Here is a 24519-nt window from a genome sequence, read left to right as displayed (position 1 = left end):
AAACTAAAAATCCGCAAGCCCACGATCATAAATAGATTGGAGCTTGCGGATTTTTTATTGTCTTCGGAGAGCATCTCAACTTAATAACCTTTAGTTATCATCAAGCCGTCTTTTTCATTACCTTGCCACAGATGTACTCACCAATCGGCATTGCAGAGGTCGCAGCCGGTGATGGCGCGTTACATACATGTAAGCTTCTTGGGCTTTCGGCAAACAGGAAATCATGGACCAAGGTGCCATCCTTCAGTACCGCTTGAGCACGAATCCCAGCAGGATAAGGCTTAAAATCATCAACCGTAATACTCGGGCAGTATTTGTTCACTAGCTTTAGATATCCCGGTTTCCACCACGAGTTCTTAAACTCGACCAAACCCGTTTTCAAGTGATTCGCAGTCACTTTCCAAAAACCCACAAAGCTCAGCATCTGCCAAGTGTCCTTGAAGCTAAAGTTAAGCTTGCCATAACCTTCTCGCTTCCAGCCTTGAACTGCATTTGGCCCTACTGTTACGGAGCCATCAATCATGCGTGTTAAATGCACGCCCAAGAAAGGCAGTTCTGGGTCAGGGATCGGATAGATAAGATGATTCACCACTTGGTTGTGCTTAGCGTCTAACTGATAATACTCACCGCGATAAGGCACGATTTGGAAGTCGGTTTCGATGTCTAACATCTTGGTCATTCTATCGGCCATCAAGCCAGAACACGTGATCAAGAATCGACTGTTCAGTTGAAGAGTCTGACCATCTACTTTGCACGTTAACTGCACTTCATCTTCTTGCTCATCGGCCATGATCACTTCCGTACCAAGGCTAAGCTTACCACCCGCCTCAACAAACTCTTGAGCCATCACTTCGGTGACTTTTTTGTAGTCGACGATACTGGTGGTTTTGACATAAATCGCACCCAAACCCGTGATATTTGGCTCGGCAAATTTGAGCTGAGCTTGATCCAACAAATCAACATCAATATCGTTATCGTGGCAACGCTGATAGAGCGCATTCATTCGCTCCACTTCTTGCTCATTGGTCGCGACCAACAACTTACCGCAGTTTTCGACGGGGATATCGTGTTGGCTACAAAAGGCGATGGTGCGCTCTACGCCGCGTTTACAAAAATCCGCCTTTAAACTGCCCGGAGCGTAGTAAACACCAGCATGAATCACCCCGCTATTATGGCCAGTTTGGTGCTGCGCGAAACCACGTTCCTTCTCGACTAAAAGGATACTTTTATCAGGGTGAGCTTGCTGTAATTGCCAAGCCGTAGACACGCCAACAATGCCGCCACCAACGATAATATAGTCGTATATTGAGTTCATAATATTCCTACATTCAATCCTTTTAATTATAGGGAAGACGCGACAGTGTTAGACCCGGTTTGAGGTAACTTTTTTTCCTCACTTTCTGATTCCATTTTCACTTGATTAGCATCGTATTTACGACCGCTGTAGATAAAGATGCCAACAAAAATGGCAACACATACCAAACGGATCACGACTGAAACATCAGGCCATACTAGAGCTATACCTACCGCAACCAACATTACTCGAGTAATAATATTAACTTCGCTCTCTAGATAACCTTCAATCGCCGCGATAAACGCGTAAGTACCAATAACAGCAAAGCCACCCGTGACTAACACGGAGATCACATCCCAACTTACCAAGTTAGTGTAGGCAATCAACAATGGTACTAAATACAAGCCTTTGGCTATCTTCCATGCCATTAATCCCGTTCTCATCGGGGGTGTTTTAGCAATGGTTGCAGCCGCAAATGCAGTTAAACAAACAGGCGGAGTCACGTTGCTGTCTTGCGATAGCCAGAAAATGATCAAGTGGGCAGAAAGCAGTGCAAGGCTGATCGCTTCTAAGCCAAGGCTCTGTTCAAGCAGAGTTTCCACAAAATCAGCAGGGACTAACGCAATCATCTCTTTGGCTGTTTCAAGTGCCATTGGCGCGTTCAGCAAATCAAGCTTATCTGGCGCAGCCAACATGAAGATAGCTTTCGCCTGTTCCGGTAACTGTCCCGAAACCAACAGGTCGAGCAACTGACTTTCAGCAATCAGTTTATACAAAGCTGGTGCAGACAGAGTACCCAACACGATATAAGCCGCGGTTACTGGTAACCCCATGCCCAGAATCAAAGACGCCAGTGCAATTAAGGCGATCATCACCAACAAATCGCCGTTCGCCCAGCTGTTGATCATCAACGAGAAGGTGTTACCAATACCAGTCGTGCTGATCACGTTGATCACCAGACCAATGCCCACTAGCAACACAGCCGTGGTCGCCATGTTTTTTGCGCCTTGAGAAAGCGCTTCGATGATCGCCTTTGGACCCATTTTGTGATTTTTAGAGAACCATGAAGCCACCACGACAGACAGAATCGAGATGCCCGCAGCGTAAGTCGGCGTAAAGCCCTTCACCAACAGAGTCACTAACACCGCTAATGGGATCAGGTTGTGCCAACCCGACAGCAATACTTTCAATAGAGGCTCACAGCCAGAAGTCACCTTTTGCACACCACTGCGTTTTGCTTCGATGCGCACGAAGAATGCCACAGACAAAAAGTAGATAAGCGCAGGAACGAAGGAAACCGCAATAATATCGACATAAGGAATTTGCGTGTAAGAGGCCATGATGAACGCGCCCGCACCCATCACAGGTGGCATCAGCTGCCCGCCAGTAGATGCAGCCGCTTCAACACCTGCCGCGAAGCGCGAAGGGAAACCTGCCTTTTGCATCAAAGGAATACTGATCACGCCCGTCGATACTGTGTTTGCTACGCTCGACCCGGAGACTGAGCCCATCAAGCCGGAGCCAATAACGGCAATGAAACCAGGGCCACCAATCACTTTGCCCGCCGCGGCACGAGATACATCAATAATGTAGTCGCCGACACCAGATCGAACTAAAAATGCGCCAAATAAGATGAACATGAACACGAAGGTCCAACTGATTCTTGAGATCGAACCAAACATCCCTTCTGATGAATAAAAGCTTCGATAAAGTAACGTCTCAAGGCTTAAACCCGGAAAATGAAAAATACCGCTGGTCCATTGTCCCCAAAGCACTACATAACTTAAACACACTAAGATAAGCACTGGAATGAACCAGCCCATAGTGCGTCTAATCAGCTCAATGACGATGGCAATCGCCAAGATAGAGAAAAACCAATCACTGGCGATAAATTTTACGCCTCGGTCATACAACGCATCTTCTGCAAAGGGGATGTAGATAAGACAAGCCAGAGCCGCCAAGGCAATTCCGATATCGACCGCCAGAGCTATCTTGCTCTTTTTCAGTGAGATATGAGCGGGATACCAAAGCGCGCAAATGATTGCGAAACCAGCGAAATGCGTCGCCGAAATCCAAAGCTCTGGCAAGGTAGATAAGGTATTAAACCAAATATGTAGGAGGGAGAGTATCACTCCCATTGTCGTTATTGCTTTGCCTACCCAAGGGAAATCTGTTCGGGTAGGCAATTCGAATTTTTTCAGTTCCTGCTGCAGCGAATCGCTCATAGAAAACTCCTGCTCTCCACAGCCAAACGCGCAGAGAAAATCCATAAAGTAGGGTGGTGCGTTTTCACTTCAAATAATCGAACGAATCGGAGACGGTCAAATCAAACAAAGCAACCGAAACATATGAAAACGCACCAAGCAATTAATTAACGCGAATATTCAGTTCACGCCAAATAGCGAGTTAAAGATAAATGGCTAATCGAAGACAAAGGGTTAGTCGACGATCAACTCAGAAGGGATTTCTATACCCACTTCTTTATAGTAACGAGCAGCACCTGGGTGAAGCGGAACAGGAAGGCCTGCGATCCCTTTCTCAAGTGCCATTGCTTTGGTTGCTTTGTGGATACCTTGTAGGAAAGGTAGGTTTTCATAGATAGCTTTGGTCAGTTGATACACATCGTCTTCAGAAATGTCTTCACGAACCGCTAGGAAGTTAGGTTGGGCAATCGTAGTAATTGGTTTATCGACACCTGGATAAGTGTTTGCTGGGATCTCATACTTGGTCCAAATATTGTAATCACCATTCGCTTGTTTGATTTGTGCATCGGTAAACGACAAGATTTGAATATCTTCACCCAGTGCTGCAAAGGCTTGCGTCACCGCACCAACAGGAACACCAGCAGGCGTGTTCATACCATCAATTGTGCCATTTTGTAATGCGCTCGCACTGCCACCATAACCCATAAAGGCGAGTTTAAATTGTTCTGGGTCCACGGATAAGCCTTGCATGATTTGACGACCTGAGTTTTCAGTCCCAGAGTTCTTCTTACCGATAGAGAATTTCTTACCGTTTAGGTTCTCTAGATCGCTTACCGTACCTGTTTTTGCTAGATCTGAACGCACAATAAAGTGTTCTACGTTTTGCCATAACATGGAAACTGAACGCAGTTGAGTTTGTCTGCCAGATTTCTCATATGGCCCTAAACCCTGCCAAGCCCAAGCACCATACAAACCTTGTAGAATAGCGAACTGAGCTTCGTTCTCGTTCAACAACTTTACGTTCTCACCCGAGCCCGCAGAGCTGATAGCCGCTAAAGAAAAATGCTGCTTAGGCGCAAGCTTAACTTTACTCAATGTCGCTAAGGCCACACCCACTGGATAATAGGTACCACCCGTTGAAGCCGTCGCTAAAATATAGCTGCGATCTTCTTCAGCTGACGCATTACTGATAAGGCCAAGAGAAGCCATTGCTAGCGCTAAAGTTTTAACCAGCTTGTTGTATTTCATTGTTACTCTCCATGTAGGGTTATTCACGTTATATTTTTGTTAACAACAATAGATAGCAAGCGTAATGCCAGTTTTTAACTATTTGTTTTAATTTACTTTTATTTTAAAACCTATTCAAAATAAGCCGTTTTTTGCTTATTCCCCTGTTATTAAGTAAGCCATTTTTTGCTTATCGGCTACCGGAATTAACACCTGTAGATCGGGAAGCAAGTCACACCATGTTGCAGTTGTGTGATCAATGTATGTAAATTGATAAATATGCAATGAGCCATTTATTGCTCATTAAAAATCAACAAGCACTGCGATGAAGCCGCTCTCTAAGGGTCAACATAGTCACTTCGATTTAACCCATAACGCACCATCTTTTGGTTCAATGTTCGACGAGGTAAATCCAAGTCTTGCATAACATCATTGATGCGTCCCTGATAACGAACTAGCGCATCATGAATCACTTTCCGTTCAAAGCTCTGTACTTGAACCGCCAAAGGGATGCCCGCCGTTGTGGACTCTGTGACAGAATTGGGACGACACGCCAAAATATCCCCAACGGTCAAGCTTTCATCCAATGCAAAACGAATCGCAACATTACGCAGTTCACGCACATTGCCTGGCCACGCATACGAGAGCAGTGCATAGCGATCAGCCTCACTGGCTATACGTGTTTCGGAATTGGCTTCTTGGGTGAAGTGTTCAAACAAAAGTAAGGCATCTTCTTCACGCTCACTGAGTGGAGGCAAATGCAGCTGGGCAACATTCAAACGATAGAATAGATCTTGGCGAAAGTCGGGGTGATTCAGTAGATCGCTTTTCGAGGCAGAGACCACTCGTAGATCAACATGTTGTTGCTGATTCCCCCCCACGCGTTCGACGACATTATCTTGCAAGGTGCGCAGCACTTTTACCTGCATCGACAGCGGCATACTCTCTATTTCATCAAGGAACACTGTGCCTTTGTCGGCAAATTCCAGCTTACCAATGCGTCGTTTGGCCGCACCAGTAAACGCTCCGGCTTCGTGTCCAAACAGCTCGCTTTCAAAGAGATTTTCTGGGATTGCGCCACAGTTGAGCGGAACAAACGGATGGGTTTTACGTTGGCTGAATTCATGTAAGCAAGAGGCGACCAGCTCTTTACCACAACCCGTTTCACCATAGATGATCACGTTGGTGTCTATGGAAGCGACTTTCTGGATTTGCTCGCGCAGTTCACACATCACTTTACTGCGACCGATCAGCACCTGTTCAATGCCCTTAAGGTTATCCAGATAGTTCTGACGACTGTTTCTGTCTTGGCCACTTTGATGTTTATCTACCGCTTCCGATACCGTTTGAGACAGACGCTCTGGGTCGAATGGCTTCTCAATGAAGTCATAGGCACCTTGCTGTAAGGCTTTCACCGCCATATCGACATCACCATGCCCAGTAATCAAAATAACAGGCACATCTGGCACAAGACCTTTGAAACGCCCTAGCAGATCAACACCATCAATATCAGGTAAACGAACATCGGTGATAATGGTTTGAAAATCACCCTGCTCTACGGCGTTTAACGCATCTTGTCCTACTTCAAATGCGGTGACATCGAAGCCCGCCAGCTGCAACCATTGGCTGGTTGCTTGACGCACAATCGCGTCATCTTCAATTAAAGCAATACGCTGCATAGTTTGGTTCCGCCACTCTACATCTGATTAATATCGTCCACGGTATGTAAAAAAACCTCAGACGAAAAGGAGCTAGCTCCCACTTTGAATAACACTCCTTTAACAGTTTAATAATGTTTGTTAGCTTCGATTTGTCCCACACTCCACCTTCCAAGCAATAAAACAGTGAAGCTTCGTATCTCATTAATCTAGATAGGTAAATCACTAATTTTAAAAGGATTTAATCAAGCATGGTTAACAACAATCGATATTGGTTATTCCTGTGTACCTGTTTATTGATTGGATTGGTGCAGGTCACCACCAAGAATGGCATCAGCCAGTGGAAACTCGAGCAAGCCCAACGCTACGCCGAACAACGCTTCCTTGGTTACATTGCAGAAGCGAGGCGAACCCTTAAGCGTTTCTATTATTTGCCCTACCTGGTGACCAACGATGAGACCAGTGTCCGTTTCATTGATGGTGAACAACTACTCGAAAAACGTATCAAGAAGCAACTGATTCAATTGGACAAAGCCGCCAATACCAAAGGTTGGTATCTGCTTTCTGGCGAAGGGGATTTGTTGGTATCGAGTGTCGAAAGAAGCAAACTGAGCAATAAGAACGCCAACATGATTGTTTCTAAAATCCACCAGCAAGGTGGTGCGATTTCAGTGGTAACAAAAAACAAAGGCGTGACGCCCGATTACTTCATTGCCGCACCCGTTTATCGAGCGTCAGATATAGTAGGTATTGTGGCGGTACAAATCGACTTGTCGTTACTGACCGATCAATGGTTCGCCGATGGTGAAGCGATACTGTTCCAGAACCCTAGAGATCAGTTCTTCCTCTCCAGCGACAACAAGCTGAGTGCCGATTGGTTCAATGACACCTTCAATTCCCAGCCAACAGCCACAAAACGCGAGTTGTACGACCAAACCCATATTCGCGTTTGGCGACTGCAAGGTAAGGATTACCTGATTCAGTCAATCAAGTTAGACGACCTCAATTGGCGCTTAACCTACCTAACGCCATTAACCAGCCTCAACCAGACCACGAACTGGATCAGCTGGAGTGTGGCGGTTGGCTGTCTTTTCATTCTGTTACTGTTGGTTATTCTTTACCAAAGACGCCAGAAAAAGCTCAGCAATCTGAGAATCCAAAAGCTTATCGAAGAGTCTGAGAAACGACTGTCTGGGATGATCAATAAAACCCATGTTGGGTTAATACTGATCGATAAACACGGACGCATTCACGATATCAACCTGATGGCGAAGAACTACTTTTCACTATCTGATTCAATGATCAATAACATCAAGGCGTGGCAGTTATTTGAGGCAGGTAACCCGAATTCAACCACCTTGCAGTTGCTTCAGAACCTAGAGCAACACCAAGAACTGGCCGAAATAACCAGCGTCGAAACCATGGCAAGACGCAGCGATGGTAGCTACTTTCCGGTACTGTTTTCTATAAGTGCCTTTCCTTGGCATGCGACCACTTATTATCTGTGTACCGTGATCGATATTAGTAAGCGCAAAAAAGCAGAAATTGCAGTGCAAAACGCTAATAAAACACTTCAACTACGTGTAGAAGAGCGAACTCAAGATCTAAAAGATGCGCAGCAAGAACTTGTCGAATCTAGCAAACTGGCTGCACTAGGGCGGATGTCGAGTGCGATTACTCATGAACTCAATCAGCCGCTTACTGGCCTAAAAACCCTACTTTCGAGTAACCAGTTGCTGATGGAAAGAGGCGAGACTAAGATGCTGAAAGCGAACATGGATCTGGTGATGAGCCTAATCGACCGAATGGCTAACATGACTAGCCAGCTGAAGTCATTCGCCTTTCAAAGGCTTGAGAAACCTTATCCTGTTTCCCTAACAGACGCACTGCAAGAAACCCTGCGTATTCATCAAACCGAGCTAGACAGCGTCGATATTCGTGTGCGTATCGCTTCCAATATTTCGATGGTAATGGGAGAAGAAGCACGACTTCGCCAAGTGCTTGGTAACCTGCTTAGAAACGCCATCGATGCTACTCAGAATCAAACACCCGCGACCATTGTTATCAGTGCACATACCGATCAACAACGTGTGATCATCAAGGTGCAAGACAATGGCTGCGGTGTATCAGAAGACCAACTCGAAACCATTTTCGAACCGTTTCATACCAACAAAAAGATGGGCGAAGGCTTGGGGCTCGGGTTGGCTATCACAGCGAACAACGTGCGCGATATGCAAGGCACATTAATAGCGAAGAACAATTCAGACCAAGGCATGACATTTACGTTAACACTAAACAATAGCGATAGTGAGTAGTTACTTACACAGACCTTGAACTCCACATTCTATTGAAGCGCTAGAACTAAAAAACCGCCCACAGAGGGCGGTTTTGATTCACTTATTGGCGTGTGACTTATTCACTAATCCGTTAACGACTTACTCAGCTAACTGCTTCAACAACAGTTCTGTTGGGCGCACAATCGCGATGATCGATTCATCGTAGATTTTCGCTGAATCAGACAGTATCGCTTGGTAGGCATTCACGTCAGCTTCTCTTACCTTCTCGCCAGCTTGCGCTTTAGCAATCAAAGTTAATGCTAAATCTGCAACTTCAACGGTTTTCTCTGCAACCACCACAGTCTCTACCGAAGACACGTTACCAGCGAAGACAGTTTCCGCCGCTAGTGCAGCTGATTTTGCTTGCTGATAATGCTCTGCAAGTTGCTCTAGCGCCTGCTGATTGCCTGTCGCCACTTCATTGACCAAGTCTTGCATCTCATACACCGCGTAGCTTTCTACTGGCAAAGCATCCACGAAGCGATTTAGGCGCTCGTATTGGCTGTACAAGGTGCCCTTAGGTTCAGTGGAGTTCCACTTTTCCCAGTTGCGAGCATAGTATTGAGCCGGCTCGGTGTATTTTGCTAGCACGCGCAGGTCGTGAATATCTTGGCCTTTGGCAATGCGCTTCAACAGCATATCAGCATCTGCGTGATGACGTAGCCCTACCGATACTTCCGACCATGTATCCATTGCTTTCATGCGCTTATACATACTGCGTTCGTCTGTCAGTTCTGCATCCGACCAGAAACGTTCTGCAATTGCATAACTGCGAGGCCATAGGTAGTTTTCGACCGTGAGGCTGTCTTTGTTTTCTAGCCACATGGTGATCTCGCCGCCTAAAATCAGCTCTTTTTCTTTGTCGGTTAGCTCCGCGGGGTAGCCTCCGTTTGGCTCAGGGATCACGCTGCCTTCTACATCGCTGCTCGCAATCACTTCGCCTGTGGTTGGCCAGCGCACGTTACCAATTAACTGATAGCTGCCTTCCGCAAACCCATTTGGATTCAAGTTCAGGTTGAATTCGGTATACGACATGAAGTTATCGAAGTGGCCGACAAAGGTTTTACCCGGCACATAATCAAGGATGTAGATCTCTTCACGAGACTTACCGTTGTAATCACTGAACGCGCGGAAAGTACCGTCTTGCGCTTCAATGATAGTCAGTGTTCCCTTACGTGGGCTGCCTTTAGAGCGAGGCTTTTGCCATTGGTAAGTCACAAACTTCTCACCACTGTGCAGCTTATCGTCAACCGTGATGCCACTTGGCATTGGATCATTGCGATAGTGGTAACTGGTTGGCTGAGGTTGGTCTAGGTAGTAACCCGTAGACAGAATACCTGGGTAGCCCTCTTTCGCCGCACGACCGATACTGTCGTGTCCTTGCCAGCTTTGAATCACGATAGAAGTTGGCAGATCTTTATGCCAAATCTCATCCCAACCCGTCATCTTCTTGCCACGCTCTTCCAGCATCTTTTCAACTTTTACGTTGAGGTAAGACTGTAAGCCGCGCTCGCCATCGATATTGTTCTCTTCGATGAACTGTTGGTGCTTTTCGCTGTTTTTCCATTGCGCATAGTTCGGCTCATCGCCACCAATGTGGAAGTACTCGTCTGGGAACAGTTCTGTCACTTCATCAAACACGTCGCCCAGCATTTCATAGAGCTCTGGGTTAAGTGGGTCCATCAATGGCTCAAATACACCCCAGCCACGTTCTTGTTCGTAGCTTTGACCTTCACCACCCGACATCAAGCGTGGGTAAGCGTGCGCCACAGCAGAAGAGTGTCCCGGCAGTGAAACTTCTGGAATAACACGAATACCAAGATTACGAGCGTACTCAACTAAGTAACGAACTTGGTCTTTGGTGTAGTAATCACCATCAGTGGTTTCTGACCATAGACGCGGCCAAGATTCCGTTTGAATGCGGATACCTTGATCGTCCCAGAAGTGCCAATGGAACACGTTCATTTTCGCAGAAGCCATCGCATCTAGCTGACGAATCAACACATCAAATTCAATGAAGTGACGCGAGGTATCGTAAGAGACTCCACGCCAACGAAAGCGGGGCTCATCAACAATGGTTACGGCAGGAATATGGTAGCCAGTTGCTGTGGTTTCAACGAGCTGTAAAAGGGTTTCGATGCCGTGAATAGCGCCATATGGGCTTGGTGCGCTCAGCGTGATTTGCTCACCCTGAGTCGTAATTTTGTAAGACTCTACAGAGTCGATGTTCTGTACTTCAGACTTTGGCGCCGCGTCGATATCAATGATCAGGTTCGCTTCGTCTGCGCTATCAACCTGCCAGTTTAGAATCGGCACGCCAGTTTGGCGCTCTAGGCGATCGATAAAGCGTTTCGCGGTGTATTCAACGCGATCAGAGTTAAAGCCTTTGATGTAAACCTTGAAGTTACCGTCGACCTTAACTTGCCCAGCTTGCAGCTCGACTGTTTGTGGATACGGCATTAAATTTAGATCGGTATTCGGAGCCATTGCTAACGCCATTGGGGACACTACTGAACTTGAAATCAATAGAGACAATATAGTTTTTTTCATTATTAGTTTTCCTATATAAAGGGCGTTCTGTTTTGTTTATCGGAGGCAATTCACAAAACAGAACCATCAACCACTGCTGTTGTTTATCTTTATTTAAAACACTTATCTTTATTCCAAACGCTTCTCGTTAGTTCACAAGAGCGACCGCTTCTCGGACTAACTCCGCGATCTCGTCCCACTGTTCGTTCTCGATCATCTTCGGAGATACCATCCAAGTACCGCCACAGCACACCACGCGATCCACAGCTAGATAGTCATTAACGTTGTGTTTGCCGATACCACCAGTAGGCATTAGCGACACATCAACGTAAGGTGCGAGTAAAGATTTCACCATGTTGATGCCGCCAGACGCTTCTGCAGGGAAGAACTTCAAGAAGTTAAGACCAAGCTCTAGCGCTTGCTCTACTTGGCTTGGGTTGTTTACGCCCGGAACGATTGGCATGCCGATCTCTTGGCAGCGTTTTACGGTGTTTGGATTCAGGCCCGGTGCTACGATGAATTCGCTGCCCGCCTCTTTCGCAAGGTCGATCTGCGCTGGCGTTAATACTGTACCAGCACCGATACACATCTCTGGGTAGGCATCACGCATCGCACGAATCGAATCCGCTGCCGCTTCGGTACGGAACGTCACTTCTGCGACTGGCAGGCCGTTTTCTACTAACACTTTTGCTAGTGGAATCGCATGTTCCACCTTGTTGATTTGAATAACAGGGATAACTTTGAACTGCTTAAGTGTGTTGATCATTTCTTGAGACATAATAAATTCGCTTTGTTTTTCTATTTTTTAATTAAGTGATTCATAGCGCTTACCGGGATGATCGCGCCTGAGTATTGAATAACGGTAGAAGCCAGTTGGTGACCCAGTTCAGCTGCATCATTGGTGCTCTCACCTGTAAGACGCGCCGCCAGATAACCCGCAGCGAAGGAGTCACCTGCTGCGCAGGTGTCGACCACGTTAGAAACACGAGTCGCGGATACATAACTCTCAACAACATCGCCTTGTTCAACTTGAACAATCTTGCATGGCTCACAGCCACGTTTGATGACGATCTCTTGGCAGCCTAAGCGAAGGCAGCGTTGTTGAACGCTCTCGCCATTGCCCCAAACCAGCAGGTCGTCGTCTTCGGTAATCAGTGCAATGTCGACCAATGGTAGTAACTTGGCGTACCAATGCTGAGCTTGTTCAGTCGTCCAAAGTTGCGGGCGATAGTTGTTATCAAAAATCAGCTTGCCGCCTTGATTTGAGAACACGCTAATAGCTTTGAATAAGCGCTCACGATAGGCGTCATCTAAAATCGCGATACTGATACCGCTGATGTAAACCGCATCGACTTGTTTCTCGGTCAGGGCGATTTCAAGCTTATTCAGATCACTAGCTTGAAAGTAAGATTTGACTGCCGCGTCGTTGCGCCAGTAATGAAAGTGTCGCTCGCCTGTCTCGTCGGTTTCAACCATGTAGAGTCCAGGAAGCTTGTTCGCAATGCGTTCGACGAAATTGGTTTGAATGCCTTCTAGTTGCCAGCTATCAATCATATTTTGAGACAGCTCATCACTGCCAAGCCCTGTCGCATAGTGCACAGAGAGGTTTTGATGTTGAGTTAAGCGAGAAAGGTAAAGTGCGGTATTAAGTGTGTCACCGCCAAACTTTTTGGTTAATGGAGAGCCGCTGATTTCGACCATACATTCGCCGAAGAAAGCAATATTGAACAGAGAAGATGCCGACATAGCCGCTCCTAAAAATAGAGATAATTGACTTTAGAAAAGGCCCTACCGTTAAGCAGGGCCTGAATTAAGCAAACCAGTTGTGGAGACTAGGTTTAGCTTGTTTGATTTGCAGGACGTTGAGGTGCCGCTTCTTCTTCAAGTACGCCAGTCTCAGACATTTCCATCTCCATCAGAGCACGCTCGTCATCAAGAATCGCTTTTGCCATTTCAGGTGTTACTTGGTTAGCCGGAGTCACTAGGCTCACAACCACACCTGCCGTTAGAGCAAACAGACATGATGGGATAACTGGGTTGCCCCAGAAGGCTGTGTAGTCAGCGTTTAACATTACTACGAATGAAGCTACAGAAGCACCCGCTAGTGTTGCAAGCGCACCTTGCCAGTTGTAGCGTTTCCAGAATTTACCCAACATACCGCACACAAACATGCCCGACATAACCGTTGAAATCATCTTAGTGATGTAGCCAATGATGTCGTTTGACGTCAGTGCGAACAGTAGTGCGAAGCCAATCACCACAACCAAAGCTAGACGAGAGTAGTTCAACATTGATTCTTTGTTTGGTACGCGGCCTGTGAACATCACGTACACGTCACGCAGTAGGATAGATACACCGGCAATCGCATCTGAGCTTGCACTCGACATGGTTGCAGATAGACCTGCGATAAGAACAATCATGCCTACGCCAACTGGAAGAACCGTTGCAGCTACGTATGGGAACGAGTAGTTCGGGTTATCCAATGATGGGTCGATTGCGTGCGCAGCCATACCAATGATTGCTGGAATAATAGAGAAGAAAAGGTACAACACACCAGAAGCGACAAATGAGCGACGGATAGTTGAAACATCTTTACCAGAGTAGATACGCTGACGGAATGAAGGTGTTGCAAGTACGCCCACACCGATAACCACAGCCAGAGAAACAGCAGGCAGAATGCCCAGTTTATCGATTGCTAAAAAGCTTGTAGCAGCAGGGTCCATCGCAGCGTAAAGGTTATCCATGCCACCAATGTGATCAACAGACATTACCGCCATTAGGATGAAGCCAGCAAAAAGGATGATTGCTTGAATCGTATCGGTCCATACAACTGCTGTGTAACCACCGATAACAACGTAGATAGTGAAAGCTGCAGCAATAATAATTTTCGCAAGGTTAAGGTCGATGTCTGCAATCCACGCTAGGTACATGCCGCCACCTAGAATGTGCGCACCTAACCAACCGATTGACGCGATAAAGATAAGTAGGCCAACCACGTTTTTTACGATTCGGTTAGCGCCAACGTAATAAGCCAGCTCTTCACTCATGGTCATGAAGTTCAGTTTACGAACCGGAGCAAACCAAAGTGCAAGCAATAGGATGCCCACAGCACCGCCAATTCCGTACAGAGCACCTGCCCAGCCATTTGCGTAGCCGAAGCCAACCGCGCCCATACTTGAACCCGTGCCGACCATAGTCGCAACCGTTGTACCAAGTACTAAGAATAATGGCAGGCCACGGCCGCCTAATAAGAAATCTTCGCCAGATTTTTGATTACGCGAGACAAACCAGCCTAACCAAATTAGAAAACATACGTACACGCCGAAGCCTGTAAGAAAAAGTGTGCTGTTCATTTGACACCTCTCAGTGAAATATTGAGTTCATTCTTGAAATTTATTTATGATTCATTCATTTTTATATTTCATATAATTACTTTATTGATTTTATCTATTTTAATTAAAGTAATTTTTATAAATGTAGGGTGAGAGTATTAAAGGATAATAACAGTGATGACTAACCCCTAATACTCTCTAAGTAGGTAATTGTGATTAGGTTATTACTAAACGCGATCCGCGCGGTAGCAAGTCACATCTACTTCAACCTTCACGTCTACCACTAGGTCACAGACCATGCAGATACGAGCCGGTGGGTTAGCACCGAAGAACTCTTTGAATACCTTATTAAAAGATTGGAAGTAACGAGAATCCGTTAGCACAACCTTTACGTGCATTACGTCTTCTAGGCCGTAGCCCGCTTCAGTCATGATATCGACACAGTTTTGGATCGCTAGGCGAGACTGGTCAACAATGCCACCCTCTACCACTTCACCATCTGTCATCGGTGTCTGGCCAGAAACGTATAGGAAACCACCCGCTTCAGTTGCGCGTGCAAATGGTAAATGTTGTCCGCCTGTACCTGTACCGCCTTCAACACCGTAACGTTTAATAGTCATTTTTTAACTCCACTTCTTTATAGATAATATTGGTTCTGTTCCAATATATTTAAATTAATTCGTCGTTTTCTTATTACTGTATATTTAATAAAATAATTAAATTCTAATTACGGTAAATAAAAACGCCTGAACGATTATTTTTTACTTTTCCTTTTTGGTAAGTTAACTCACCATTTACAAATACACTTTCGATTCCCTCAGCAACTGAAATAGGGTTTTCAAATGTTGCTGTGTCTTTAATATTCTTTGGATCAAATAAAACTAAATCGGCAAATGCGTCTTGGCGAATCTCACCTCTTCCCGCGAGGTTGTAGCGCTTCGCAGACATTCCGGTCATTTTGTGAATCGCTTCTGGCAGCGCAAACAGTTTTTCATCTCGGCAGTAGTGGCCTAAGACTTTCGGGAAAGTGCCCCACAATCTTGGATGTGGATGCGGGTCATTTGGTAAACCATCAGAACCAACCATGGTCAGCTTGTATTTCAATACGCGCTTTACGTCGTTCTCATCCATGCAGTGGTAAACCGCACCGGCTGGTTGAAGCGCTTTTGCTGCGTCCATCAGTGGTAGGTTCATCTCATCAGCAATCTGCTTAAGCGTTTTGCCTGCATGTTCAGGCTTTGCTTTAGACCAAGTGATGAAGATGTCGAAATCGTCCGTCACCTGTTTTAAATCTAACGTCGAAGAGCTCGCTGAATATGGGTAACAGTCGCAAGACACATCTTGGTGCTCTGAAACCTTGTCCATCAAATCAAGCACTTCAACGGTTCTGCCCCAGTTGCCTGCACCTGCACATTTAAGGTGAGAGATAACAACCGGTACTTTCGCGTATTGGCCTGTCTCAAACGCCTCTTCCATCGCGCTTAAGATCTCTTCAAATTCGGTACGCATATGCGTGGTATAGATGCCGCCATGGCTAGACAGCACTTTGGCTAACTGCATCACCTCATTCGCGTTGGCTTGCTTCGCACTTGCGTAAGCCAAACCAGAACTCAAGCCTAATGCGCCCTGCTCCATTGCTAAATCAAGGTTGCTTTGCATTGCTGCAATTTCTTCTTCGCTTGCGGTGCGTTGTAGGTCGTCCATCACTTGGTTACGCAGTGTGGTGTGGCCAACTAACGCTGCTACGTTCACCGCTGGTTGCGCCTGCTCCACTGCTTGTGCATACGCGGCAAAGGTTGGGTATTTGAAATCAACCTGCGCGCCTAAAAGGTTCATTGGGTCTGGTGGGTCGCCGGCCAAAACTGTAGGTGATGCACTGATACCGCAGTTACCAACAATCACGGTTGTCACACCTTGGCTGATCTTTGGTAGGCAGTCAGGGTAACGAATAACATTGGTATCGTCGTGTGTGTGTACATCGATGAATCCAGGAGCCAATGCTAAGCCTGCTCCCTCAACCAACTGGCTGCAATCTTCATGATCGATTTTGCCAATTTCGGCGATTTTTCCATCTCGGATTGCTACATCGGCACAAAACGATTGTTCGCCGGTGCCATCAAACACCTCTACATTTTTAATTATCGTATCGAACAACATTTCTCACTCTCTCAATCCACTTTGTTGATGGAGCTATATTAGAAATCCAGCCGATTATTTTCAGTGACAAAACACACATAATATTTTAATTTGTGTGATAGTTTCTATCACAAAACACATTACAGATATATTTAAACATTAAATAACAACCACTTAAATCATGTTAGGAATCAGCAATGAAACATAACCCTGCACAAAAAGATGTTATAAAGTATCAAAAAGATAGTTTCATCTTGACTGAAAAAGGCCAAAAAGGGAGAGCTGTATCACAATCTGAGAACGGTGTTTATCGACTGGTTGATGAAGACATTTCGCTTCCGGTAGCAATTATCAAACAATCAGCGTTGACCAATAACCTGAATTGGATGCAATCATTCGCCGATCATCATCAGGTTAAATTGTCGCCACATGGCAAAACATCGATGACGCCTGATTTCTTCCGTCAACAGCTAGAAAATGGCGCTTGGGGAATTACCGTTGCGACACCTGCACAAGCAGAAATTGCAGCAATGGCAGGCGCAAAAAGAATCATCATGGCTAACCAATTGGTAGGTAAAACCAACATGGCGATCATCGGACAGCTTATTAGTGAGTTCGACGTTGATTTCTATTGCTGTGTGGATTCATCGGTAAACGTGCAGCAACTCAACCAATACTTCGCCAACAAAAAGCAGACGCTAAAAGCTCTAATCGAGTTTGGTGTTCCGGGTGGCCGTTGTGGTTGTCGTTCACCTCAAGAAGTTTTAGAACTGGCTCAAACCATTCAAGATACGCCTGCACTTTCGCTAGCGGGTATTGAGGTGTATGAGGGCGTGATTCATGGCGACAATGCCGAGCAAGACATTCGTACCTTCTTAAACCAAGCGCTGACCTCGGTCGAAAGCCTCGCATCAGATGGCCTAATTGCAGGGCAACCTATCATCACTGGTGCAGGTTCGGCTTGGTATGACGTGGTTGCAGAATGTTTAGCGAACCTAACCGATTACTTGGCGATCATCCGCCCGGGCTGTTACGCGATTCACGACACAGGTATCTACCTAGACGCTCAAAGCAAGGTGTTGCAGCGTGCCCAAGTAAACCAAGGTTACGCGTGCGAATTGGGTGGAGATCTCGAATCGGCACTTGAGGTATGGGCGTATGTAATCTCTCGCCCAGAACCGACCAAACTAGTTGTTGGGCTAGGCAAGCGTGATGTGGCCTTTGATGCGGGGTTACCTATTGCCGAACGCGGCTATCGCAATGGCGAAGCTATCTCTGTGAAAGGGCTGACTGCGACCGCCGTGATGGATCAGCATACCTTTGTTGAAACGGACGGCTCTTCTGAAATTGAAGTGGGCGACATGATTGCATTCTCAACCTCACACCCGTGTTTAACCTTCGATAAGTGGCGCTACATTGCCATCAGCGATGACGACCATCAGGTAACAAACTGGGTGGAAACCTGCTTCTAGTTCGATTTTTCAATAAGCTAGAATCAGCGAAGCAATAAGATATACTAACGGGGCTAAGGCTTAGTTTTTAATGGATTAGTGCTCATAAAAAGCTAAAGAGCTTGCTTCTTACGAGCTAGATTCTTAATAACTAGGTAATAACGATTAGCCCCATCAACAAAGGATCAGGATTCTTGAGTTTAGAAGTAGATATCATTTCACAGATAACGGAGCGTTTTCCCGCTCTTCGTGATGCAGAGAAAAAAGTCGCTAAGCTGATCATGGACGACATTGATTTTGCTGCCAATGCCAGCATCACAGAGCTTGCTGAAAGCGCTCAAGTGAGTGAAGCCACCATTACACGTTTTGCTAAAGCGATCGGTTGCAGCAACGTACGTGATATGAAGATTAAGTTGGCTCAGACGCTAACCGTTGGCCAGCGCTTTATCCTCGAACCGGTTGACCAAACGGGTTATCAAGGTATCTACGAATCGATCAAGCAAAGCCTAGACATCAACCGCACCTTGTTCAAAGAGCAAGACGTTGAAACCGCAGTCAGCTGGCTGCATAACGCCAGACAGATCATTGCTATTGGTATGGGTGGTGGTTCAACCATTGCTTCTCAAGAGCTGCAACATCGACTGTTTCGTTTAGGCTACCCAGTGGTGTCGTACAACGATGGCTTGATGTCACGTATGGTTGCTGCCACGGCAGATGCTAATGACGTAATGGTGATGATCTCTGCGACTGGCTTTACACCAGTGATCACAGAAACGGCAGAGCTGGCTAAGCAGTACGGACTTAAGATCATTGCGATTACCCCACAAGATACACCGCTAGCAAAAATTGCCGATATCTTGTTACCCATCAAGCATATGGAAACCGACTTCATCTACAAGCCGTCGGCTTCTCGCTACGCTATGTTGGCGTTAGTGGATGTGCTTTCTATGGGAATCGCAGTCAATCACAAGAACCGCTCGCGCGACAAACTGCGTCGCTTGAAAGTTGCGCTCGATTCTTACCGAGGCGGTGGCGATAGACAGCCTCTCGGTGATTAACGAATCAAGGATAGAATGAGCTTAAATTCACGCGCGCGGCAGTCTTTCACAAGCTCGTATAAGCTCATTTCTAATCCTGTGATTTGGATACCAGCATCCATTAGTCGACGGATTGCCAGATCTTTGTTGAGTGCCGTTCGTGAGCTAACACAGTCGCCAACTACCTGAACCTTGTACCCAAGTTCCAACAACCCCATTGCGGTTTGATAAACACAAATATGAGCCTCAATACCACACACTAACCAAGTCTCTACATCCTTGGCTTGAACCGCCTCAACAAACTTGGGCTCATCACACGCGTTAAACGTGAATTTAGGTATTGGTTTAACATCACTCAAAAGGTCATTGAGTTCATCAACCGTCGCACCTAGCTTCTCTGGATTCTGCTCCAAACGAATAATTGGCAGACCCAAAACCTGTGCGCCCTTAATCAACTTTCCACAGTTAGAAATAAGTGTCTCATTCTCATCAACAAGGCGTGCAAGCTTACCTTGTACGTCCACAACCACCAAACCTGTATTTTGTTTCATTAGCATGTGTATTCCTTGTTTTTGGCAGCCTAACTCACTACGCAACCGGATGAGCATTTTTTCTACTATGTAACGATTCAACTTACAAAGCCATACAGTAATAGGTACAAGACTACGGAATAATACTCACCAACGGTCGAAAGGTCGCAAAATAAAAATAATTGATACTGGCATGACATTTAAGAGTGAGTAACAAAAATGAACAAGATAACAAAATCAGCATTAGCACTGGGTTTAATCAGCGCAGTTTCTCTTCCAGCTTTAGCAGCAGGTACTGACGGCGGTGCGTACATTGGTGGCGGACTTAGTGTCTACCAAAATTCTGACACAGACGGTCACGGTAGCTTAGATTCAGATGGCATGGGCTACAACCTATACGGCGGCTACCAATTCAACCGTATCGTAGGTGTTGAACTTGGCTACACAGATTACGCAAACTACAAAAATAGCGCTGAAAAGCTGTCTCCGACGTCTGTTTCTTTGTCAGCAAATCTTGGTTACACATTCGACAACACAATCCGCCCATTCGTATTGGCTGGTTTAAGCTCTGTTGACCTAAACGCAAATAAGAGTGCTGGTTACGCTGATGACAGCGGTACGGGTTTCCACTTTGGTGTAGGTGTTGAATACACGCCAATCGAACACCTAACGCTACGCTTAATCTCGCAAGCGGATGCAGTAAGCGTAGACGACACGGTCCAATTTAAGAACTCTCAGATATCAGCTGGTGACCACACGCTTGCCTTCAAAAGCATTAGCTTCGGTGGTTCATACAACTTCTAATGTGATTGAACCACATAGAATAAGCTGAACATACTAATTCACTTTGCTGTTCCACCTTGTCATGAAGGTCACTCAGTAAAGTAAATTTTTTGTATCTACACACCTTAGCGTCATTTCACTTTAGCCAGTTTATCGCTCAGCGCCTTCTATTTGAGCTTTATGCATTGATATTAGAGTTTTCTTGGTAGCGAGACTAAAATAAAGGGATAAGTGACACAGGAAGACAAGACCTATGAATCTACCACGCTTAAACATGTCGATAAACAAACTCCCTTTCGTTTTGGCAGTGTATTACCTGCTTGTCATTAACTTGCCTATCTCACGCGAACTGTTCAATATTCTTAGTGCCTCACAAGCCGAAAGCATTGGGTTTATCATCTCGATCCCATTTTTCTTTCTCGCCGCATTCAACTTTATCTTTCAAGTATTCAACTGGCCGATATTCGCCAAAGCTTTTTTTATCTTGTTACTACTTACTTCCTCTTTAGTCAGCTACAGCATGTTCAACTACGGCATTTTTGTAGACTATGGAATGATAGAAAACGTCTTCGAAACCAACAGCGGAGAGGCTGCTAGCTACCTAAGCAGCTATTCTATTTTATGGTTTGTTCTGATGGGAGGAGTCCCGTCACTGCTGCTTTTATTTACGGATCTTGAAAGAGAATCTTGGAAAGATTTTGCTATTGGGAAGGCGATTGGATTGCTCTCTTCGTTGATCGTCATTGCCATCATTGCCGGGTTGTTTTACAAAGATTATGTGTCGATTGGTCGTAATAACTCTCATCTTAAAAAGATGATCATTCCGACCGAATACGTAGCATCAACAGTCAAATACATCAATAACACCTACATCAAACAGCCCATCCCCTATCAAGAATTGGGATTAGATGCTCAACTCAAGCCACAAGCAAAAGCGGCAACCAAACCGACCTTATTGGTGTTTGTTCTTGGTGAAACAGCACGTGTATATAACTACCAATATTATGGCTATGAGAAAGAAACCAATGCTCATACCAAACCCTATAATCCGATCTTTTTCTCTGATGTTCAGTCATGCGGAACAGCCACTGCGGTTTCTGTGCCGTGTATGTTTTCTAACATGAACCGAAGCAACTACGATCGCGACAAAGCCTACAACCAAGATAACGTAGTCGACATTATGAACCGCGCGGGCATTCACTCTATCTGGCGAGAGCACGATGGTGGAGACAAGGCGGTCGCACATCGAATCAAAGAGATGACTCTCGTCGCCAAAGACAGCGACCCGCTGTGTAATAAAGATGTGTGCTATGACACAGCCATGCTAGAGAACTTCGAACAAGATACTCAAGTTCTTAAACAAGATAGCATCATTTTCTATCATATCTCCGGATCTCACGGCCCAACTTACTTTGAGCGATACCCAGAAGATCATAAGAAGTTTGTGCCAGACTGCCCACGTTCTGATATCGAAAACTGCACCAAAGAGCAAGTGGTCAACACCTACGACAACACCATCTTGTACACAGATTTCTTTCTATCACAGGCTATTCAGAAGCTAGAGAAACTCACCGATAAGTACAATGTTGCGCTGATGTACATTTCCGATCACGGAGAATCATTGGGAGAAAATGGCGTCTACTTACACGGCATGCCTTATTCATTGGCACCGAAAGAGCAAACCCATGTGCCTATGATAATGTGGATGTCTGATGGTTTCGCCGAGCAGAAAGGGATAAACCAGACCTGCTTAAGAAAGGCAGGCAAAGAACAGAGCTTCTCCCAAGATAACCTGTTCGACTCTTTACTCGGCCTAATGGATGTACAAACCAAAGAATACCGAGAGAACCAAGACATTTTTGCTTCTTGTCGCTAGTGCTTTTGCTTATGTAAACCATCGGAAAACTCGAGTTGCCTGAGCAAGCTCTCAGCAACCTCCCCTAAAAAGAAAAGACCTCGGTCTTTTCTTTTTTTTGTCGCTAACATGGAGCCAGAGTGCTAATTTATAACGACGAAACAATGAGCTACATTTAATAGAGACAATAATGGAAGAGTCCGTCGTACTCCAAAGGCCAACATGTCTTATTAGACTTCATCTCACTCACATCGCTCATTGAACTTACCACGATTAAGCTCAGTTCAATACCGCGCCTGAATGGCGCCGCAATATCAATGTTTACGTCATATCATTAAGGACAAATGAATGGACGCTTTCATAATTTCAAGCTGGCAATTTTCTGAGGGTGTGGCACATGAACACACCACCAGCCCAACCTCATTCGAGCAATCAACTTGGTATCACTGCCAAAGAGATGCTGACGGTTTGAGAGAATGGCTCCACAGTAATACGGTTCCAAATGCCATCATCGATTCATTACTCACCGATGACACCCGCCCTCGATTTGAACAATTTGGTCACGACTGTTTTTTGATGATTCTGCGAGGTATTAATCTAAACGAAGGTGCTAACCCTGACGACATGCTTAGCCTACGCATCTTATGGTACAAAGGCACTTTAATATCGACACGTAAAGTTCCTTCAAAAGCGGTCAGTAATCTGATATCTGATCTCAAACAAAACCAAGGCCCGACATCATTACCTGATGTATTACTGGGCATGATACGTGGAATCAACCACAGTATTTCAACCTTCCTAGCACCCGTCGAACTATTAATTGACGAGTTAGAATCTACATCCAATATCGACATAAGATCCATTAACGCTCTACATTCAAGGCTACTCAGACTAAGGCGTTATTTGAAGCCACAGAAATACGTTTTTGAAGATTTAATGAGTGACCTACCTGCGCCATTGAGTAAGCACAACAGTCATATAAAGAACAGCCTTGATACCATCCTGAGAATTAACGAGTCTGTTGAGTTTTACATCGAACAAATTAATGTATTTTTAGCGAGCCTAAGTCAGCAACAAGCTGAAAAAATGAATAGAAATACGTACCTATTTTCTATCATTGCAGGTATTTTCCTCCCTGCTGGGTTTTTCACCGGTTTACTGGGTGTCAATATCGCTGGGATACCCGGAACAGATAACCCGATAGCATTTCCACTATTTTGCGTTGGGCTGCTCGTGGTCATAGCGGCAGAGGTCGTTATTTTGAAAAAATTGAGGTTTATTTAATGGTTGAGTTTTTGCAATCCAATATGTGGCTTAGACAAGTAGTTTTAGGTTTACTTCTTATCACTGTGTATTGGGTGATCAAACGCTTAGGTAAGAACTGGATAGAAACATTAGCGGAAAATAAGCGTGTCGAATTGAAGCGAAAGCAGTTCGTGATTAAGTGTTTCAATATTGTTCTGTTTCTACTCTTCATCGCTGTGTTTACGATTGTTCTTAACTTGGGTTTTGGTGATATTTCTCTGTTCTTGTCTTCGATATTTGCGGTGCTGGGTGTCGCTTTATTCGCGCAATGGTCGATTCTAAGTAACCTCACAGCCAGCGTACTAATATTTTTCGTCTTCCCTTATCGCATTGGCGACAGAGTAAGAGTCGCGGAGAAAGACGAAGACATCAGCGGTGTGATCATCGATATCACCATGTTCCATGTTATTCTTCGACACAGTTCGGGCAACATTATCACCTACCCTAATAACCTGATCCTACAAAAAGGCGTAATCAAAGTTTTGGTTGAACCGGAAGCAAAAAGTGAAGCAGGTGATACTGAGCTAACCAAAACTGAAAATTCAGAATCATAAGATCTACTGGTGCCTTAGATATCGGCAAGTCAAACAGATAGACACAGCGAACTGATTCGTAAGATATTAAAAGAGCTTAGTTCGACATGGATTGCAAAACTTGGCGATAAAGGACATTAGAGAGAAGCTTCAATAAGGTAAAAAGTCTAACACCCAATACTTACGCCAAACAAGGCGGATTAACCATAGATGTGTATGGTGGAGTGAGATCTGACTAACCCACCTTTTCTCTATGACGAACGCACTGTTTATAACGTACACCTCTGTCTTTTGTGCCCCATTCGTAGC

Annotated in this window: 18 protein-coding genes and 1 pseudogene; 8 read left to right on the top strand and 11 right to left on the bottom strand. The window is 45.4% G+C overall.

Features of this window, described 5'->3' with window-relative positions; all coding sequences use genetic code 11:
* Positions 1-100: 100 nt before the first annotated feature.
* From lhgO to AB6E54_RS05605, 4 genes are all read right to left on the bottom strand, one after another.
* Entirely contained in the window at positions 101-1315 is a 1215-nt protein-coding gene (gene lhgO, locus AB6E54_RS05620; RefSeq protein WP_372106664.1) for an L-2-hydroxyglutarate oxidase, read from the bottom strand.
* A 26-nt stretch (positions 1316-1341) separates the two neighbouring features.
* Entirely contained in the window at positions 1342-3519 is a 2178-nt protein-coding gene (locus AB6E54_RS05615; protein ID WP_372106665.1) for a TRAP transporter permease, read from the bottom strand.
* 213 nt (positions 3520-3732) lie between these two features.
* Positions 3733-4746 carry a TAXI family TRAP transporter solute-binding subunit gene (locus tag AB6E54_RS05610; RefSeq protein ID WP_372106667.1) on the bottom strand — a complete coding sequence of 338 codons (1014 nt, stop codon included), beginning with the start codon at positions 4744-4746 and terminating at the stop codon, positions 3733-3735.
* Between the two features lie 317 nt (positions 4747-5063).
* Entirely contained in the window at positions 5064-6404 is a 1341-nt protein-coding gene (locus AB6E54_RS05605) for a sigma-54-dependent transcriptional regulator (RefSeq protein ID WP_371724762.1), read from the bottom strand.
* 230 nt (positions 6405-6634) lie between these two features.
* Between AB6E54_RS05605 and AB6E54_RS05600 the strand changes: the two genes are divergently transcribed.
* The gene (locus AB6E54_RS05600) at positions 6635-8698 is read left to right on the top strand and encodes an ATP-binding protein (RefSeq protein ID WP_372106669.1); all 2064 of its coding nucleotides are present in this window, start codon (positions 6635-6637) and stop codon (positions 8696-8698) included.
* A gap of 120 nt (positions 8699-8818) precedes the next feature.
* Here the strand turns inward: AB6E54_RS05600 and AB6E54_RS05595 are convergent, their stop codons facing one another.
* The 6 genes from AB6E54_RS05595 to AB6E54_RS05570 all read right to left on the bottom strand — a co-directional run bounded on the left by AB6E54_RS05595 (position 8819) and on the right by AB6E54_RS05570 (position 16737).
* Positions 8819-11269 (bottom strand): family 20 glycosylhydrolase, encoded by a 2451-nt coding sequence (locus AB6E54_RS05595; RefSeq protein ID WP_372106671.1) that lies wholly within the window; start codon positions 11267-11269, stop codon positions 8819-8821.
* 127 nt (positions 11270-11396) lie between these two features.
* Positions 11397-12026 carry a bifunctional 4-hydroxy-2-oxoglutarate aldolase/2-dehydro-3-deoxy-phosphogluconate aldolase gene (locus tag AB6E54_RS05590; RefSeq protein WP_017070148.1) on the bottom strand — a complete coding sequence of 210 codons (630 nt, stop codon included), beginning with the start codon at positions 12024-12026 and terminating at the stop codon, positions 11397-11399.
* A 20-nt stretch (positions 12027-12046) separates the two neighbouring features.
* Positions 12047-12994, bottom strand: a complete 948-nt coding sequence (locus AB6E54_RS05585; RefSeq protein ID WP_017065168.1) for a sugar kinase — start codon at positions 12992-12994, stop codon at positions 12047-12049.
* A gap of 92 nt (positions 12995-13086) precedes the next feature.
* Positions 13087-14601, bottom strand: coding sequence for a sodium:solute symporter family protein (locus AB6E54_RS05580; RefSeq protein ID WP_048660497.1), 1515 nt, complete (start codon positions 14599-14601; stop codon positions 13087-13089).
* A gap of 206 nt (positions 14602-14807) precedes the next feature.
* Positions 14808-15200, bottom strand: a complete 393-nt coding sequence (locus AB6E54_RS05575; protein ID WP_017065166.1) for a RidA family protein — start codon at positions 15198-15200, stop codon at positions 14808-14810.
* 103 nt (positions 15201-15303) lie between these two features.
* Positions 15304-16737 carry an amidohydrolase family protein gene (locus AB6E54_RS05570; protein WP_102428088.1) on the bottom strand — a complete coding sequence of 478 codons (1434 nt, stop codon included), beginning with the start codon at positions 16735-16737 and terminating at the stop codon, positions 15304-15306.
* A gap of 176 nt (positions 16738-16913) precedes the next feature.
* On the opposite strand from AB6E54_RS05570, the gene AB6E54_RS05565 reads away from it, so the two are divergent.
* Together AB6E54_RS05565 and AB6E54_RS05560 are read left to right on the top strand one after the other, a co-directional pair.
* Complete coding sequence (locus AB6E54_RS05565) at positions 16914-18188, top strand: amino acid deaminase (RefSeq protein WP_372106673.1); 1275 nt, start codon at positions 16914-16916, stop codon at positions 18186-18188.
* A 173-nt stretch (positions 18189-18361) separates the two neighbouring features.
* The gene (locus AB6E54_RS05560) at positions 18362-19225 is read left to right on the top strand and encodes a MurR/RpiR family transcriptional regulator (protein ID WP_017062019.1); all 864 of its coding nucleotides are present in this window, start codon (positions 18362-18364) and stop codon (positions 19223-19225) included.
* Here the strand turns inward: AB6E54_RS05560 and AB6E54_RS05555 are convergent.
* A complete protein-coding gene (locus AB6E54_RS05555) occupies positions 19222-19761 on the bottom strand; it encodes a hydrolase (RefSeq protein ID WP_372106675.1) in 540 nt (179 codons plus the stop codon). The genes AB6E54_RS05560 and AB6E54_RS05555 overlap by 4 nt on opposite strands.
* A gap of 192 nt (positions 19762-19953) precedes the next feature.
* On the opposite strand from AB6E54_RS05555, the gene AB6E54_RS05550 reads away from it, so the two are divergent.
* From AB6E54_RS05550 to AB6E54_RS05530, 5 genes and pseudogenes are all read left to right on the top strand, one after another.
* Positions 19954-20538 (top strand): porin family protein, encoded by a 585-nt coding sequence (locus tag AB6E54_RS05550; RefSeq protein ID WP_372106677.1) that lies wholly within the window; start codon positions 19954-19956, stop codon positions 20536-20538.
* Positions 20539-20770: 232 nt separating this feature from the next.
* On the top strand, positions 20771-22393 hold the full coding sequence (locus tag AB6E54_RS05545; RefSeq protein ID WP_372106678.1) for a phosphoethanolamine transferase: 1623 nt from the start codon (positions 20771-20773) through the stop codon (positions 22391-22393).
* 327 nt (positions 22394-22720) lie between these two features.
* Entirely contained in the window at positions 22721-23656 is a 936-nt protein-coding gene (locus AB6E54_RS05540) for a CorA family divalent cation transporter (protein ID WP_065584471.1), read from the top strand.
* Positions 23656-24231, top strand: coding sequence for a mechanosensitive ion channel family protein (locus AB6E54_RS05535; RefSeq protein ID WP_017070158.1), 576 nt, complete (start codon positions 23656-23658; stop codon positions 24229-24231). The genes AB6E54_RS05540 and AB6E54_RS05535 overlap by 1 nt, the downstream gene beginning before the upstream one ends.
* A gap of 18 nt (positions 24232-24249) precedes the next feature.
* Positions 24250-24449: pseudogene (locus tag AB6E54_RS05530) on the top strand (AraC family transcriptional regulator); the annotation flags it as partial.
* Positions 24450-24519: the final 70 nt, after the last annotated feature.

Source organism: Vibrio sp. 10N.247.311.49, from assembly GCF_041467655.1.
Classification (GTDB): Bacteria; Pseudomonadota; Gammaproteobacteria; order Enterobacterales; family Vibrionaceae; genus Vibrio; species Vibrio crassostreae_C.
The sequence above is the reverse complement of the archived record's forward strand: the minus strand, read 5'-3'. Positions and strand labels throughout refer to the sequence as shown.

Excerpts from the sequence above, each read along its gene's own strand:
- AB6E54_RS05575 (WP_017065166.1), bottom strand. The coding sequence starts at position 15,200 with ATGACTATTAAACGTTACGGTGTTGAAGGCGGTACAGGTACAGGCGGA.
- lhgO (WP_372106664.1), bottom strand. The coding sequence starts at position 1,315 with ATGAACTCAATATACGACTATATTATCGTTGGTGGCGGCATTGTTGGC.
- AB6E54_RS05585 (WP_017065168.1), bottom strand. The coding sequence starts at position 12,994 with ATGTCGGCATCTTCTCTGTTCAATATTGCTTTCTTCGGCGAATGTATG.
- AB6E54_RS05600 (WP_372106669.1), top strand. The coding sequence starts at position 6,635 with ATGGTTAACAACAATCGATATTGGTTATTCCTGTGTACCTGTTTATTG.
- AB6E54_RS05535 (WP_017070158.1), top strand. The coding sequence starts at position 23,656 with ATGGTTGAGTTTTTGCAATCCAATATGTGGCTTAGACAAGTAGTTTTA.
- AB6E54_RS05580 (WP_048660497.1), bottom strand. The coding sequence starts at position 14,601 with ATGAACAGCACACTTTTTCTTACAGGCTTCGGCGTGTACGTATGTTTT.
- AB6E54_RS05555 (WP_372106675.1), bottom strand. The coding sequence starts at position 19,761 with ATGCTAATGAAACAAAATACAGGTTTGGTGGTTGTGGACGTACAAGGT.
- AB6E54_RS05615 (WP_372106665.1), bottom strand. The coding sequence starts at position 3,519 with ATGAGCGATTCGCTGCAGCAGGAACTGAAAAAATTCGAATTGCCTACC.
- AB6E54_RS05605 (WP_371724762.1), bottom strand. The coding sequence starts at position 6,404 with ATGCAGCGTATTGCTTTAATTGAAGATGACGCGATTGTGCGTCAAGCA.
- AB6E54_RS05570 (WP_102428088.1), bottom strand. The coding sequence starts at position 16,737 with ATGTTGTTCGATACGATAATTAAAAATGTAGAGGTGTTTGATGGCACC.
- AB6E54_RS05540 (WP_065584471.1), top strand. The coding sequence starts at position 22,721 with ATGGACGCTTTCATAATTTCAAGCTGGCAATTTTCTGAGGGTGTGGCA.
- AB6E54_RS05595 (WP_372106671.1), bottom strand. The coding sequence starts at position 11,269 with ATGAAAAAAACTATATTGTCTCTATTGATTTCAAGTTCAGTAGTGTCC.
- AB6E54_RS05550 (WP_372106677.1), top strand. The coding sequence starts at position 19,954 with ATGAACAAGATAACAAAATCAGCATTAGCACTGGGTTTAATCAGCGCA.
- AB6E54_RS05565 (WP_372106673.1), top strand. The coding sequence starts at position 16,914 with ATGAAACATAACCCTGCACAAAAAGATGTTATAAAGTATCAAAAAGAT.
- AB6E54_RS05590 (WP_017070148.1), bottom strand. The coding sequence starts at position 12,026 with ATGTCTCAAGAAATGATCAACACACTTAAGCAGTTCAAAGTTATCCCT.
- AB6E54_RS05610 (WP_372106667.1), bottom strand. The coding sequence starts at position 4,746 with ATGAAATACAACAAGCTGGTTAAAACTTTAGCGCTAGCAATGGCTTCT.
- AB6E54_RS05545 (WP_372106678.1), top strand. The coding sequence starts at position 20,771 with ATGAATCTACCACGCTTAAACATGTCGATAAACAAACTCCCTTTCGTT.